This window comes from uncultured Proteiniphilum sp., assembly GCF_937873925.1.
Lineage (GTDB): Bacteria > Bacteroidota > Bacteroidia > Bacteroidales > Dysgonomonadaceae > Proteiniphilum.
The window spans coordinates 1-16,402 of sequence record NZ_CALNAT010000015.1 but is presented as its reverse complement, the minus strand read 5'-3'; the positions used below and the strand labels follow the sequence as shown (position 1 = coordinate 16,402).

Annotated in this window: 7 protein-coding genes; all 7 read left to right on the top strand. The window is 40.7% G+C overall.

Features of this window, described 5'->3' with window-relative positions:
• The first annotated feature begins 169 nt into the window (after positions 1 to 169).
• The 7 genes from Q0502_RS01105 to Q0502_RS01075 all read left to right on the top strand — a co-directional run bounded on the left by Q0502_RS01105 (position 170) and on the right by Q0502_RS01075 (position 16,197).
• Positions 170 to 3,415, top strand: coding sequence for a TonB-dependent receptor (locus tag Q0502_RS01105; protein ID WP_366521722.1), 3,246 nt, complete (start codon positions 170 to 172; stop codon positions 3,413 to 3,415).
• Between the two features lie 3 nt (positions 3,416 to 3,418).
• Complete coding sequence (locus Q0502_RS01100; protein ID WP_298646149.1) at positions 3,419 to 5,212, top strand: RagB/SusD family nutrient uptake outer membrane protein; 1,794 nt, start codon at positions 3,419 to 3,421, stop codon at positions 5,210 to 5,212.
• A gap of 31 nt (positions 5,213 to 5,243) precedes the next feature.
• Positions 5,244 to 8,036: a SusC/RagA family TonB-linked outer membrane protein gene (locus Q0502_RS01095; protein ID WP_298646146.1), complete on the top strand. Its 2,793-nt coding sequence runs from the start codon at positions 5,244 to 5,246 to the stop codon at positions 8,034 to 8,036.
• 66 nt (positions 8,037 to 8,102) lie between these two features.
• Positions 8,103 to 9,824, top strand: a complete 1,722-nt coding sequence (locus Q0502_RS01090) for a RagB/SusD family nutrient uptake outer membrane protein (protein ID WP_298646143.1) — start codon at positions 8,103 to 8,105, stop codon at positions 9,822 to 9,824.
• A 21-nt stretch (positions 9,825 to 9,845) separates the two neighbouring features.
• Positions 9,846 to 10,862 (top strand): DUF5627 domain-containing protein, encoded by a 1,017-nt coding sequence (locus tag Q0502_RS01085; protein WP_298646140.1) that lies wholly within the window; start codon positions 9,846 to 9,848, stop codon positions 10,860 to 10,862.
• A 328-nt stretch (positions 10,863 to 11,190) separates the two neighbouring features.
• Complete coding sequence (locus Q0502_RS01080) at positions 11,191 to 13,983, top strand: hypothetical protein (protein ID WP_298646139.1); 2,793 nt, start codon at positions 11,191 to 11,193, stop codon at positions 13,981 to 13,983.
• Positions 13,984 to 14,061: 78 nt separating this feature from the next.
• Positions 14,062 to 16,197, top strand: coding sequence for a hypothetical protein (locus tag Q0502_RS01075; protein WP_298646137.1), 2,136 nt, complete (start codon positions 14,062 to 14,064; stop codon positions 16,195 to 16,197).
• The last annotated feature ends 205 nt before the right edge of the window (positions 16,198 to 16,402 follow it).

Genomic DNA, 16,402 nt, shown 5'->3' with positions numbered 1-16,402 from the left:
ATATAAGCATTTAATCTTTGCTTAGTTCGTGGTACAAATTTCGGGGAGTATTATAAAAAAAACTCTATAAATGATACATACTTTTTGAAATTACAAAACATTAAAGATCAAGATTTAAATATAAAATGAAAAACAAGTTTGGAGTAATCAAACGCAATCAATCTAAAACATGTATAATATAACTTTTATTCCCATGAGTTTTTTCAAATCATTAATTAAGTTTATTTTTCTTGTTTTAACTGTACTATCATTTGCTGGTTTACATGCAAATAATGGAGATTTACCCTCTGTTTTGCAAAATACAGAACTATTGACAGGTAATGTTAAAACAAACGATGGAGATCCGTTACCCGGAGTTACTGTATTGGTAACTGGAACTACGATTGGAACAGTTACAGATTCAAATGGTAATTTCTCTTTTAGAGTTCCTTCTAATTCTGAAAGCCTTCAATTTTCATTTATCGGAATGAAAACTAAAATCATTTCTATAGGGACGAAAAAGAGATTTGACATCATTCTGGAAGATGAGGCCATTGCGCTGGAAGAGGTGGTTGCCGTAGGTTATGGTGTCCAGAAAAAAGAGAGTATTGTCGGTTCCATTTCTCAAGTCAAAGAAGAAGATCTTCAGAAAGTGGGCAATGTCCCGGACTTGAGATCGTCTTTGACTGGGCAAATACCGGGTCTTACCACAATAACCTCATCAGGAGAGCCTGGAGGCGTCAGAAGAGCTGGAAGTGGAACACAAATCTTTATTCGTGGAAGGACTAGTTGGAATAACAGCCAACCATTAATTTTGATCGATGGAGTAGAAAGAGCGATGGACGATTTGGACGTGAATGAAGTTCAGAGTATCTCCGTTTTGAAAGATGCGTCGGCGACTGCCGTTTTCGGTGTGAAAGGTGCCAATGGGGTCATCATGATTACAACAAAGCGGGGATCAACCAGTAAACCTACCTTTTCCTTCAGTTACACTACAACTGGGAAAATGATATCCAAGGTACCAGAGATCATGGAGTCTTTCAGTGCCATTAACTACAGAAACGAGGCCATTGAAAGAGAAATTCCATTGAGAGAGGATTCATGGAATGATTTTATTCCTTATGAGATTGCTACCAGGTATAGAAAACCACAGCTTCCGGAACATGTACCCATTTATCCCAATGTCGATTGGAAAAAGGCACTCTGGAAAGATATCGGTTTTTCTCACAGAGCCAATTTAAATATCAGGGGAGGTTCAAAACTGCTCAACTATTTTGCCTCTTTTTCGCTGTTGAATGAGCAGGATATGTTTAATCATAATTATGACAACCGTAAGGGATACGAGCCTTCCTTTGACTATAATCGATTGAATTTTAGAAGTAATCTGGATTTTAATATTACAAAGAGTACCAAGATCACGACCAATATTGCCGGTAGTTATGGCATAAAAAACAGCAATTATATTGGACGTCCATCGGGTAATTGGGACCACTTTTTATGGAGTTCATTGTATTTTATGGCACCGGATCTATACCTTCCTCAGTATGATGATGGGCGTTGGGGATGGTCTTTACTGGTGAATCGGCACAATCCGGTGGCATCCGTTTATAACACCGGTATCCTGCAAACACGCACGACCGCCCTGAACCTCGATTTAAAAGTCGAACAAAAACTTGATTTTATCACCGAAGGTTTGAGCATGAGGGCTTCGCTCTTTTATGATAATATTGTGACTTCGGAAGGTGGATTGTACGACAATGCCGCCAACGCCACACCCGATTCGCCCTACAATACCCCCGGAAAGGTTATTTTTCCCGAAAAATATGAAGGGCCGGATCAGGATCCCAGTGAGTATACCTCGAACATACCCATCGAATCCCGTGAGAATGTATATGACTGGGTCGTACGTCCATGGTATCTGGAACGAGAGGCCATCGGTCCCTCTTTTTGGGCAGACTGGATTCCGGTCGATCGCAGGAAGATGTATGAGATGCAGGTTAACTATGCGAGGGCGTTTGATCAGCACAACGTAACGGCAACCGGTGTTTTCAAACGTGAAGAGTATGCTCGCGGTACCATGTTCCCCAATTATCGAGAGGATTGGATCTTTAGGACAACATACGATTACGGATCGCGGTACCTGTTTGAAATGAACGGAGCATACAACGGATCCGAAAAGTTTGGTCCCGGATATCGTTTCGATTTCTTCCCCTCTTTTGCTTTCGGGTGGTATCTTTCCAACGAGAAATTTTTCAACATACCCTGGATTGATCGGGTCAAATTCAGATATAGTTTCGGATGGGTTGGTGACGACAGTGCCGGAGGACGGTGGCTCTATCTGAGCCAGTATTCCGTAGGCGGCAGTGCCTTCTTTGGGTGGCCGACCGGATCAAGAAGTCCTTATACATTTGGGAGAGAGTCTGTTGCCGGAAACCCGGATATTCATTGGGAAAAAGCACTGAAAAAGAATATTGGCGTGGATTTGGGATTCTTTAAAAACCGACTCTCCGCATCATTTGACTATTTCAATGAAAACAGAACGGATATTTTCATCTCAGGAACCGCAAGAAGTATCCCTCCCTTTTTGGGAATTTCCGCTCCTCCCGCAAACTTGGGGAAGGTGAATTCCAAGGGGTTTGAATTGGAACTGACCTATCGTAATTCCATCAACAAAAATTTCAACTATTGGGGAACTTTCGCATGGTCTCACAATGAGAATGAAGTGATTTTTAGAGATGACCCCGTGCTTAAGCCCAAGAATTTGAAGTATGCCGGCTATCGAATCAATCAGACCAAATCGCTGAAAAATACCGGTTTTTACAACAATTGGGATGAAGTGTACGGCAGTGTGCCTACCGAAACCAACGATTTGCAAAAAATGCCCGGTTTTTACAACCTGCTGGATTATAACGGAGACGGAATCATTAAAAACAATGAAGACATCGTTCCCATTGGCTACGCGGAAGAACCTCTGAATACCTTTAGCTATATATTGGGCGCCGAATATAAGGGATTTCGCCTGTCGGCTCAAATCTATGCCGTAAATAATGTAACGAGGAGTGTACCGCTGTTGAATTTCAACATGTACACCGATGTGGTGTTTGGACACGTAAGGGATCACTGGTCAAAGGACAATCAAGATGCCACCTCATTCTTACCCAGATGGAAAACATTCGCACAGAATATCGGAGATTATTATATTTTTGATGCATCCTCTATCCGCTTGCAATCCGCGGAAATAGCCTATACCTTTAATAAAAGGGTGGCACAACGATTGGGATTATCACTGTTTCAGGTATTCTTAAACGGAAATAATTTGTATTTCTGGTCTAAATTACCCGATGATCGGGAATCGGCAAGGTCCGGTTCAGGTGCTTCCTACGGAGCCTATCCTAATATGAGACGTTTCAATGTCGGTATCAATATAAATTTTTAAGCTATGAGAATTCACATATTCAATAAATTTTTTATCATGCAGGGATGCTTGATCGCGCTATTGCTCGTATCCTGTGAAAAATATCTGGATAAAGCGCCCGAGTCGTTTGTCACCGAAAAGGATATTTTTACCAATTTTGATAATTATCAGGGATTCGTAGAGGAGATGTACTATTGCATTACCGATTGGGACAAAGCGGGTGCCTGGAATCAGTATCTGTTTGCCGATGAAACCCTTTACAACAACCCCTTTTCGTTTGATAACGGTGATTATTGGAATCAAGGAGGACTTTTTTATAACAACAATGCTAAACCGAGTAGTGCCGAACCGAGGGATAAAAGAATATGGCAGCTCTGCTGGATGGGCATTCGAAAAGCAAATGTCGCGCTTTCCAATCTGGACCTGTTGACCAACGCCACCAGGGAAGAAAGGGATGTCATCAAAGGTCAAGCACTTTTCTTCAGAGGCTATTTCCATTTTGAACTGATGAGATGGTGGGGGGGAATGCCCTATATCGATACCCTCCTGTCGGCAACCCAGGATTTGAAACTTCCCCGTTTGACCTTCCAGGAAGGAGCGAAACGGGCTGCCCAAGACTTGAAAGCTGCGGCGGCGTTGTTACCTCTCGATTGGGATAAAACCGAAGTCGGTCAAAAAACACTCGGATTTAATGAGGAACGAATTGGGAAAATTCACGCTTTGGGATTTTGTGGCACTTCACTCTTGTATGCAGCCAGTCCCATGATGAACGAAGAAGCGACCGGTAAAAACAGCCATAATGAAGAGCTTTGTAAACAAGCTGCCGATGTTTTTGGAGAAATATTAAAAATCTGCGATGAAACCGGGCGCTATAAACTGCTCCCCTGGGAAAAATGGACCGATAATTTTTGGGTGGTTGGTACCAAGATACCTTCGGGGGGTACCGAAAGGATCATGAAGGCACCGCACTATTCACCCGGCAGGGTGAGATGGTCGGCAGTGGTGGCCAAAGTCTGGCAGGCAATCGGTGGCGGTCAAAATGTGGAGGTGCCGACACACAATTATACCAAAAATTATGCTATGGCCAACGGGCTTCCCATTTACGACCCGGAATCGGGCTACGATCCCAATTACCCGTGGAAAGACCGGGAACCACGGTATTATGCCGATTTCATTGTGGATGGCGATATGGTGATTTTGGGAAGTGTTCCGCCAAATAGGGCGAGAGACAAATATGTGGAATTGTACAACGGGGGGAACAATCGGGCCGGCAACGGAGGAAGTGTCACGGGGTATTATTATAAAAGATATTCTCCCATCGGTTGTAACAATATTGACAATCTGTGGCAGAATTTGCAAGCCTATGTTCCTTTCATGCGTCTGGCCGATATCTATATGTATTATGCGGAAGCGGTACTTCACGGTTATGGTTCGCCACAGAGTATAAGTCCGGCATATACCATGAGCGCGGTTGATGCCGTAAATAAGATCAGGAATCGGGCAAAACTTCCCAATCTACCCGATAGATATACCAAAAGCAAAGATGTATTTATGGAAGAGATCATCCGGGAACGCGCGGTAGAATTTGCCTTCAACATCCATCGTTTTTGCGATCTCAGGAGGTGGAATCTGAATTCAAGTTCGAAATACAAGCAGAAAACCGGTCTCAATTTTGAAAGAGGTGCCGATGGCAAGCCCATCAATGTCGAAGAAGTCGTATTGGTGACAAGAGTAGCCGAGAAAAAGCACAATTGGTTGCCGATTCAACCGGACTTTACCAGATTGTATCCCGAATTCCCTCAAAATCCGGGTTGGTAATAATTCGATTTATAATTTTAAAAAGCTTTGAATGATGGAAAATATATCAAAATCAAGGAGCATCTTTTTTATGATCGTATGGTCAATCCTCTCTTTAAACGGATCCTACCTATGGAGCCAATCGGATGCCCATACCTTCTCGAATGATCCAACGGATACCATCCAGATTGCCTTTAAAAACACCGTCAGGCACAATGTCGTAGGAGCCATCAGCGTATTAAATGCCGAGGAGATCATGAAATACGATCAGAATTATTCATTGTATGACGCTTTAAGAGGCAGGATACCCGGATTGTATGGAACGACGAACAACCGGGGAATCGGGGGGTATCAGTTTTTGGTGGACGGACTGCCCAGAAACCCCTCAACCGTTAAAATGTCAGAAGTCGCGCAGGTGTTGTTCTTAAAGGATATCAATTCCTCCATTTTATACGGGAACCACGCGGCGAACGGCATTATTTTGGTCTATACCAAGCGTGGAAATCCCGGAAAACAGGAAATCATGGTCAATGCCCAGTACGGCGTTTCCTTGATGAAAGATTTGCCATCCTATCTCTCCTCCGCCGACTATATGGAATTGTACAATGAAGCGCGGTTGAATGATGGATTGGATATTTTGTACGATGAAGAGCAAATCAAAAACTACAGGAGTGGAGATCCCTATAGATATCCCAATGTGGATTATTTCTCCAAAGATTTTATCAGACGATACCATCCTGATTTTAATGTGGAAACGGAATTTAACGGAGGCAACGAAGTCGTTTCCTATTACGCCAATGCCGGATGGCAACAAAGTACCAGCTACTTGAACTTCGGAGCCGGTAAAGAGGAACGATTTAATACGTTCAATATCAGGGGCAATATAGACGTGAATATCAATAGCTATATGAAGAGCTCCTTCAATGCGGCTGCGGTGCTGAACGAGGGATACGGTCCAACCGGAAATAACTACTTCGCCACCTCAGCGAATTTCAAACCCAACCAGTTTACGCCGTTGCTGCCCATCGATCGGATCGATCCTGAAAATTCGTTGTTGATCTCGCGATTGAATGATATTGACGGTAAATATCTGTTGGGAGGGACCCAGAGCATCAGAAGCAATCCGATTGCCATTGTGTATGCATCGGGATTAATCAACCCGAACGCGCAGCGGACATTTTCTTTTGATCAGAAGAATAACATCGACTTGCGCTCTATTACCGAAGGGTTGACGTTGAATACCAACTTGAGTTTCGACTTTTATTCCACCTATAAGCAAGCCGTCAGAAACAGCTTTTCGGTATATGAACCGACTTGGGGAGAGAATGACTCGATCGTTGGATTAACGCAGTATGGCAAGGATGAGAGAACCGGTACCCAATCGGTTACCGACGCCAATTATGTCCGGAGATTCGGTGGATATGCCGCGTTTGATTACGACAGAGTCTTTAATGACATCCACCGTGTCGGAGGATCGCTTATCGGTTTTGGTACGATGGTGAAAAACGGGTTAACAGACATACAGGGTACCAAAAACTTAAATTTTGGGATTCGCGCGGGTTATGCCTATAAAGATAAATATCTTTTCGACTTCAGCGGTGCCTATGTCTTTTCGGCCAAATTACATCAGAAACAGAAAAAAGCGTTCTCGCCCTCGGTGGGAATGGCCTGGGTGATAAGTTCGGAAGAATTCATGAAAACGATTCGGAATATCAACCATTTAAAATTGAGATTTACCACCGGAATGGTTCACACCGATAAGGGAATAGACGCGCACTTCCTCTATAACAGCAGTACTGGCAACTCCTATAGCTACAGCTGGTATGAAGGCGAATGGAATAATGCAGGTACCATCTCGCTTCGGGGCGAAAATCTCAATTTGGCATTCGAGAAAAGAAAGGATTTAAATATTGGAATAGAAGGCGCGCTTTTTGACCGACAGATCGAATTCGACTTCAACTATTTCAACCATTTTTACGAGGATCAGATCGTGAGGCCGCAAACCATTTACCCCAACTATTACAATCAATTTATCCCTTACGAAAATTATGATAAGACCGCTTACCGGGGTGCTGAATTAGGCCTTGTTTACAAGAAAAAGTTGGGGGAAGTTTCGCTCTCCCTGGGTACCAATATCCTATATTGCACATCCGAAGTGCTCAAGACCGATGAAATGTTTAGGAATCAGTATCAATATCGTACGGGACATCCGGTTGATGCAAGATTTGCGCTCGTAGCCGATGGCTTTTTCAACGATGCGAATGAAATTGCCAATCACGCCGTACAATCTTTTGGATCCGTACAACCCGGGGATATCAAATATGTAGATCAAAATGACGACAATGTCATCGATAGTGAAGATGAGGTCGTCGTCGGAAGATCAATGTCACCCCTCACGTATGGGCTCCAGTTCAATCTCGAATGGAAAAATATTGCTTTCTTTATCATCGGTACCGGTGAAAATGGTTCAGACGCATACAGAAGTGGAAATTATTATTGGGTGGATGGAGATGATAAATATTCCGAAATTGTGAGGGGACGATGGACCGAAGAGACCAAAAATAGCGCTACCTATCCACGCCTAAGTTCATTGACGAATAACAATAATTTCCGGTATTCCTCTTTCTGGCTCTATAAAAACGATTCTTTTACGATTGACAGGGTACAATTGACTTACGCGTTCCCCGAGAGAATTGTCGCCAAACTACACGCGCAAAAACTACGTGTTTATCTGAAAGGAAGTTCTCTGTTTAGATTTTCGAAATATCGTAAAGAGCAGGATCTTAATTTGTCGGGGACACCCTATTCGAGAACCATTTCGTTGGGGATGAATATCACCTTTTAATCATTTAATTCAATTATTATGATCTATTTAAAACGATTATTCATACTTGCAGTAGCAATTCCGTGTTTGATTCAGTCGTGCCAACTCATTGAACCGACCGATGAAAATCAAAATACCTTTTCACGGATTTACAGTGATCCGGATTATGCCGAAGGAATGTTGATGAATGCATATATTGCCTTGCCAACCAATGATATAAGTTTTAACGATGTGGCAACGGACGATGCCGTATCCAACATCAGTAACAATAATTACCGAAGGGCGGCAATCGGTGAATGGTCCTCAAAATACAACCCGTTTGACATGTGGTATACGTCAAACAGGATCATCCTATATCTGAATTACTTTATCGATAATGTAGTGGATTCTGTTGAATGGAAATGGACCAATAAAGACTTATCGGCTTTATATCAAAAAAGATTGCTCGGTGAATCCTACGGATTGAGGGCTCTGTTTCAATATTACCTGCTGGAAACAGTAGGTGGTTATTCCGCTGGCAATGAACTGTTGGGAATCCCTATTTATGAAAAACCTTTCGGGATAAAGGACAATGAATTTAAAAAACCGAGAGCAACTTTTAAAGAATCGGTGGAGCATATTTACGCAGATATTGACAAAGCATTGCAATACCTGACAATGGATAAATATCAAAATATTACGGATCCGTCTCAGTTGCCTCCCGGATATGAAGATGTTAAATCCATCGCCAATTATAATGACGTTTTCGGTAATCGGTTTAACCAGCGGATAAACGGTCAATTCATCAAAGCGCTCAAGTCGCGGGTAGCCCTTCTGGCAGCAAGCCCCGCTTTTTCCGACGGGGATCAACAATTATGGGAACGGGCTGCAGAGTATGCCGCCGATGTAATAGACGCTGCCGGTGGCGTGGGGAGTATGGATCCCAACGGACACCGCTACTATTTGGGAACCTATGTGGATAAACTCTCGGTTGTGAAGGGAAATGATCAGCAAGAAATGATTCTAAGAAGGCCCATTTCGGCATCCAATTCATTGGAGGTAAACAATTTTCCACCTTCCCTGTTTGGAAATGGGAGTGTCAATCCTTCACAAAATCTGGTGGACGCTTTTCCCATGGCAAACGGTTATCCAATCAACCATGCGGAGAGTGGATATGATCCGCTTGATCCCTATAAGAACAGAGACCCTCGACTCTCTCTCTACATTGTTTACAACAAAAGTAAAATGAGTAATAAACTCATCGTTACTGCACAAGGAGGAAAAATTGACGCGAAAGATTCCACCAGCACCTCCACCCGTACCGGATATTACCTGAGAAAATTTATTCGGGAAGATGTCAATGCCAATCCGGCACAAAGGAACAGCAAAAATCATTATCAGGTTCATTTCCGTTTTACGGAGTTGTTCTTAATTTATGCCGAAGCGGCCAATGAAGCCTGGGGCCCCGATGGTACCGGAAAAAAAACGTTCTCTGCGCGCGATGTCATTGCAGCCATCAGAAAAAGGGGGGGTATCAAACAACCGGATCTCTATCTGGCATCCATTACAAATAAAGAAGAGATGCGTAATTTGATCCGCAACGAGAGAAGATTGGAATTGTGTTTTGAGGGATTCCGGTTTTGGGATTTACGAAGATGGAAATTGAATTTGACCGAATCGGTGAGAGGTGTCAATATTGATTTTGAAGGGAACTACCATTATGTAGATGTGGAAGAGCGAAATTTTAACAATAACTATATGCACTATGGTCCGCTTCCCGATTTCGAAATCATCAAATTTGATCAATTAATTCAAAATAAGGGTTGGTAATTCCCTAAAAAATTTTAGACGATGAAAAAAGTTCTGTTATTAACACTGTGTTTTGCAGCTATATTGTCCTGTAAAAATTCCGATATTGAATACGAAGATTATGATTTTTCATCCGCATATTTTCCCTATCAATATCCGGTACGAACTCTCGTGTTGGGAGATTATATTTATGACAATACCAATGATAATAATCATAAATTCCTTATATATGCTGCCATAGGAGGATTGTATTCAAATAAAAGTGACCGTGTAATCAATTTTAAGGTAGATCAGACACTCTGCGAGCGCGCCCTGTTTGAAGGGAGTAAAGATACCATTCGATTCATGCCTTCCCATTATTACCAGCTCAATTCTCCGGATAAAGTGGTGATACCCTCGGGAAAATTCAACGGCGCCATTGAGGTTCAGCTCAACGATGCCTTTTTCCAAGACACATTGGCCATTAAATTGGGATATGTCATACCGATGCGTTTGACCGGTTCAAATGACGTGGATTCTATATTGCAGGGAATGTCGGCTTCTGAAGAGAAACCAGATCCGAGGGATAAAAAGAAATGGGAAGTGCTACCCAAAAACTTTACCATGTTCGCCATAAAATATATCAATGAGTTTCACGGATCATATTTGTATTACGGGAAAAATAAAGTAAAAGATCTCTCCGGAAATGTGGTGGAGGAAAATGTCTATAGCGAGAAATATGTCGAGAAGAACCCCGTGGTCAAGTTGGTGACGACGGGACGTTATCAGGTCGCCATGAATACATTTTTCAACTCTCAAAAGATAACGGGTTCGTTTGGTATGCTCTTGGATTTTGACGGGAAGAACTGTACCCTGTCGGCACCGAAGGGTTCTGCATACGAAGTCACAGGAACCGGTGTATTTCAAGAGAAAAAATACAACTGGGGGAATAAGGATAGAGACGGCATAGAGATACACTATACCATAAAGAATGGAGATTGGACTTATGAAGCTAATGACGTTTTGGTGATGCGTGACAGAGGTGTGGTGATGGAATTATTTTCTCCTGTATTGTATTGATGAGTAAATATTATATGATATGAAGCTAGGAAGGTGAAACTGGGCTATCTCCATACCTAATTTTCATCTTCCATCCTTTTCGTTTTTAGATCTCCGTTTTGATCTTTAACTAAAAAAAAATATAAGATAATAATAGATATTTTGTCCAATCCAAGTGGCTAAATATATCAAATAATTATTTACAATAGGTAAATGTAAACACTATATGGATCAGAGATTGAAAAGAATATTGTATGATCTAAACTAATTTCAACTTGATATGCCTAGTAATACTGTTGTGTTTTTAAAGTAAAAAAAGCATATTGATTTATATAAAAAAACAAACAATATGATACAGCTCTGGAACAAAAAAAACATTAATTGGATTTTACTAATGAAAACGAAAATACTACTTTATCTATTTTTTTTCACTGTATCCATTTTCAATATACTAGCCGATAAAAGTAAAAAATCATCGGATAATATATTAAAAGAAAATGTCTCAATTAGATTAGAAACCGAATCTTCTGTTATCAATTCTGAGTATGTAGAAATAATAGAGGATTCGAGAATGTCAGGAAACAAGGGAGTCTCTTTGAGAAAGAAGGCTAAAACAGCCATTGATGGAGAAAGAGAGGAGGCAGATATTACCTTCAATCTTAGTTTGCCTGAAGGGAGTTATGTAATTTCCACATATGCCGTTACAGATGATGAGGGTGCTATTCTTATGAAAAAGGCAACAAGTAAATATGAGTCTTTATATGTAAGGATACAGATTAATAGTAATAGACCGACTAAAAGAGTCGTTTATGTCCCTTGGGATGCCAGAAAACAAGTATCAGGAAGATTTGATTTTAATGGAAAGAATCAAAAATTGAAAATTTGGTTGCCTAAAGGTGTAAGGCTGGATTATATCGAAATCGATAGCTATGTGGCACCAAAAGTGCCAGAAGCTTTAAGTACTTACAATCCCCCCTTCAATCCTCCTTTTGACAGGCCACGCCTATGGGTGAACAAAAGTTCATTGAAGGTTGTCAAGGATAGGTTGAGTGTGGGAGAAAACAAACAGTACTGGGAGGATCTCATGAAGAGAGCCGTTATCCCTTTTGAGGTCCAATATGAAGATGGAGTAGAGGTTTCGTATGATGCAAAGTTGGAGAATGCTGCCAGGGAAAAGGCTTTTTACTATTTGATGACCAACGAAGAGAAAATTGGAAAAGAGGCAATCCAATTGATGACGAGCTACCTGTCACACGTTGAGTTCGGTAATTTGTTGGATATCACCCGCGAGATAGGAAGGGCAATTTATACCGCTTCTTTGGTATATGATTGGTGTTATCGTTTAATGGAGCCTGAAGATAAAGATATCATATACGAAAATCTCATGCGACTGGCAGAGGAGATGGAAATTGGTTGGCCTCCCTTCAAGCAATCTGTGCTTACAGGTCATGGAAGTGAAGCTCAAATAACAAGAGATTTACTATCAATGAGTATAGCGATCTACGACGAAAATCCGCAGCCTTATAACTATTGTTCCTATCGTATATTGGAAGAACTTGTCCCGATGCGAAACTGGCAGTACCAGTCGCCAAGGCACAATCAAGGCGTTAGCTATGCGGCATTCAGGAGTACATGGGATATGCATGCTGCATGGCTCCTCAAGAGAATGTCTGGCAAGGAGGTGTTTGATGAGAATATTAAAAAACTCCCTCTTCACTGGCTTTATTTGCGCTTGCCGGACGGACAAATGTTGAGAGATGGAGATGGTATTGTACAAGGTAATCCAGGAGAACCATACTACTGGAAAAGCCCACTAATCATGTTCTTATTTTATACTTATGCTTCTGATCCGATAGTGAAAGGGGAATTTGAACGACAAGGAGGAGAAATGGGTGATTCCGTGCTTTTCTTACTTTTAAACGACCCTAATCTTAAAGCAAATCAAAGTTTAAACTCTCTGCCATTAACTATTGATTTTGGTCCAATAATGGGATCAATGGTAGCCAGAACCGGCTGGAATATTGGGCCGGACAGCGATGATGTGGTTGCGGAAGTTAAAGGTGGAGGATATCATTTCGGTAATCATCAGCATAGTGATGCGGGAGCATTACAGATATACTACAGGGGTATTCAAGTTGCAGATTTAGGTATTTACGGGTTTTATGGACCTCCTTATGATTTCAATTTTCATAAACGTTCTATCTCTCATAGTATGATGTTGGCCGTTGACCCGAATGAAAAGTTTGGAAATACTGAATCCAATGATGGAGGAACAAAATTTAATCAACGTCACCCTGAAACCATTCAAAAAGCTCAATCCGATCCCTGGTTTAATAACGGAACTATCTTGTCGGCCGATTTCGGGCCATCACAAACAATGCCAACTTACAGCTATTTTTCAGTAAATCTAAAAGGCGCTTATTCTCCAAAGATCGAAGATTATATTCGTCAATTTTGTTTTGTTAATTTAGAAAACGACTCAATACCAGCGATTATAGTATTATTTGACAGAATGATAACATCAGACCCGAACTTCAAGAAGTACTGGCAAGTAAACACCCTTAATCATCCGGTTATCCAAAATAATCACATTGCATTGGAAAACAGGGTAGAAGACAGAATTGGAAAAACTCACATCAAAATATTAGTTCCGGAAATAAAAGACTACACTACAACTGTTTTAAGCGGCGACGATGCCAACAGCTCTTTCGCTTATAAATATGAAGTGCCGGGGCGAATTATTGAAAGAAATTTTCCTGAGGCAAAAGGACACAGAATAATGCTTTCACCTGCTGAACCCTCCAAAGAGGATAGCTTTCTCACTTTTTTCCAATTATCTGCTGAGCATATTTCGCCAATCGAAGTAAAACACCGGGAAAACGAGCATTTTCATGAGTTATCCTTTGCAGATTACATTATATGCATGAATAAAGAGCTTGATTTGATAAGTGACAAATTTACTCTGAAATTACCCTCTAATAGTAGTTCCTCAAAAATAATACTAACAGGATTAAAGGAGGGAAAATGGATTGTTAAGCGAAATGATGGGAAAATAATTTTTGATGTTGATGTCCTACCCAACAAAAACACAATCTATTTTCAATCCCCAGAAGGAGTGTATGATATAATCCCTGGTAGATAAATAATATATGGGTTTGTCTATGACGCTATACCAATAACTTCTTACAGACCTCTCAATTAACTAATTCAATGCCTAATTATGCATAAGAGAGTATTGTTACTATGCTTGATCGCTTTAATTTACTATTATTTAGGAGCTCAACCCCGGTTGTATGTAGTAGGAGAAACTTCAAATGACATCTTCTATCTGTTAAAAAAAAATGGAATAGGAGCAGTCCCAATTAAAACGATAGACAAAGGGTTTATTGATACAATATCCGACAACTCTTCAATTATCTTTCTCGCAGACAAATATCCAGGATATAAAGCGGCTATTTCAAAGGAAACATATGAAATAATCCGTAAGAGGCCATCTGTTCGCCTGTATGTTGAATTTCCCGAAGTTTTTCCTGATAGAAGCTATGCTCCGCAAACTACTTATCATGGTGAGTTAGAGAGAGGAGTCGTTAACTCATGTTTTTTTGGAGATAGTCTCCCCAGAATGAGTTTATTAGGTATTAACGACTGTTATGTTATACCTATTGTACATGATAATCCCATTATGGTATATGCAAACGTTGCAGGATTTGATAAAGCTGAATTCGGACTTGATAATACAAAAACTTATCCATTACTCGTTGAAGATGCGAATATATTAATCTCAACTACTGCTCTTTCAAATTTCGTGCAAGGACGATACTCGCCTAATCACTCATGGAGGATAGTCTGGCAAGGAATAATACGCTGGCTATTAAACAATTATGACTTAACTCTTACAAGCTGGGTACATGATCCAAGTCCAAGTTTTTTGCCAAATGATGTAATTGATAAGAAGGATAAGCTCAATTCAATTAAAAAGGGAGCCGATTGGTTCTTCTATTCAGGTCTGTTATTACATCCTAGTTGGAAAGATCTATGGCTTAAATATCAGGGTAACGGAAGTGAACCTTTTGGACCTCCTTTGGATAAAGATATGCCGGTTGGAGATGGATCCATGGGTATATTAGAGGGGCATGCTTCAAAAATACAACAAGACGGATCCCAGAAATATCGATATTGGATACGTACTGATGTTCAAGGTGAGGTTGCATATGCTCTAGCAGCTGCAGGTAATATTCTTGAAGATAAGGAATATTCAGAAACTTCGGCCAAACTCATTGATTATCTGTTTTCCGAGTCTAATGCAAAATTATTGACTAGTGACAAAACTAAAGGATCTTATGGATTACTTGGGTGGTCATATACTCATCCTGAGGTGATATATGGGGATGATAACGCAAGAGCAATTATTGGCGTAATTGGGGCTTCAACTTACCTGAAAAAAAAGAAATGGAACAGGTTAATTGTGGAAAATATTCTGGCTAATTTCAGAACTTCAAGTAAGTATGGTTTTCAAGGTAGATGGTTAAATGCTAAACATATATCTAAGAATGGGTGGGAACATTATTTAAACAGTGATGCAATTCGCCCTCAACCTCATCATGAATCCTGGATGATAGCATGCTATATTTGGCTTTATGACAAAACTGGGTATAAACCTCTGCTTGATAAGGCTGTAACGGCCTTAAAAATAATGATGGAAGCTTACCCTGATAAATGGAAATGGACCAATGGTTTACAACAAGAGAGAGCAAGAATGATACTGCCACTTGCTTGGCTTGTCAAAGTCGATAATAATGATGAATATAAGCAATGGTTAGTCACTGTCGTTGATGATTTGCTGGAATATCAACAACCAAATGGAGCCTTGATGGAGATTATGGGGGGCGATGATTCTCTTGCCAGTTATGGCAGAATAAAATCAAATGCCAGTTACGGTACGACTGAAGCTCCCCTCATTTTTGAAAATGGGGACCCTGTCGCGGATATGTTGTATACCAACAATTTCGCCCTGTTCTCTTTAAATGAGGCAGCTAAATCAATCGGTTCAACACGTTATCAGAGCGCGGTTGAAAGTTTGTCTGATTTTCTGACAAAAGTACAAATAAAAAGTAGTATACATAGAGATTTAGATGGAGCCTGGTTCAGGGCTTTTGATTTCGCTCGCTGGGATTATTGGGCCTCAAATGCCGATATTGGCTGGGGAGCCTGGTGTACACTTTCAGGATGGATACAATCCTGGATTATTGCTACAAAAGTACTTATAGAAGAAGACAGTAGTTTCTGGGATAAAACCCGCAACATAGACATTATTCAAGAATTTGAAAACTCTCTTTGGATGTTGGAACAGGAATAATATTTTACAGAAGGTCGTGTGATCTCTATATTTCACCAAATATGTCTCCTGCTTATTTATAAATAATAATTTGTGGAGACGTATAAATGATGATTAATAAATGATTCTGTTGATGTGAAATTCCTTCCACTTAACTTATATTACTTAATGTTTTTCCGATTTATTCGTTTTTTGAGGGAAGGTTTGCGGAATATTCTGGCACATT

What these genes read in the sequence shown, in the direction of transcription:
- Q0502_RS01100 (WP_298646149.1), top strand. Translation starts at nt 3,419, where the DNA reads ATGAGAATTCACATATTCAATAAATTTTTTATCATGCAGGGATGCTTG.
- Q0502_RS01095 (WP_298646146.1), top strand. Translation starts at nt 5,244, where the DNA reads ATGATGGAAAATATATCAAAATCAAGGAGCATCTTTTTTATGATCGTA.
- Q0502_RS01075 (WP_298646137.1), top strand. Translation starts at nt 14,062, where the DNA reads ATGCATAAGAGAGTATTGTTACTATGCTTGATCGCTTTAATTTACTAT.
- Q0502_RS01080 (WP_298646139.1), top strand. Translation starts at nt 11,191, where the DNA reads ATGATACAGCTCTGGAACAAAAAAAACATTAATTGGATTTTACTAATG.
- Q0502_RS01085 (WP_298646140.1), top strand. Translation starts at nt 9,846, where the DNA reads ATGAAAAAAGTTCTGTTATTAACACTGTGTTTTGCAGCTATATTGTCC.
- Q0502_RS01105 (WP_366521722.1), top strand. Translation starts at nt 170, where the DNA reads ATGTATAATATAACTTTTATTCCCATGAGTTTTTTCAAATCATTAATT.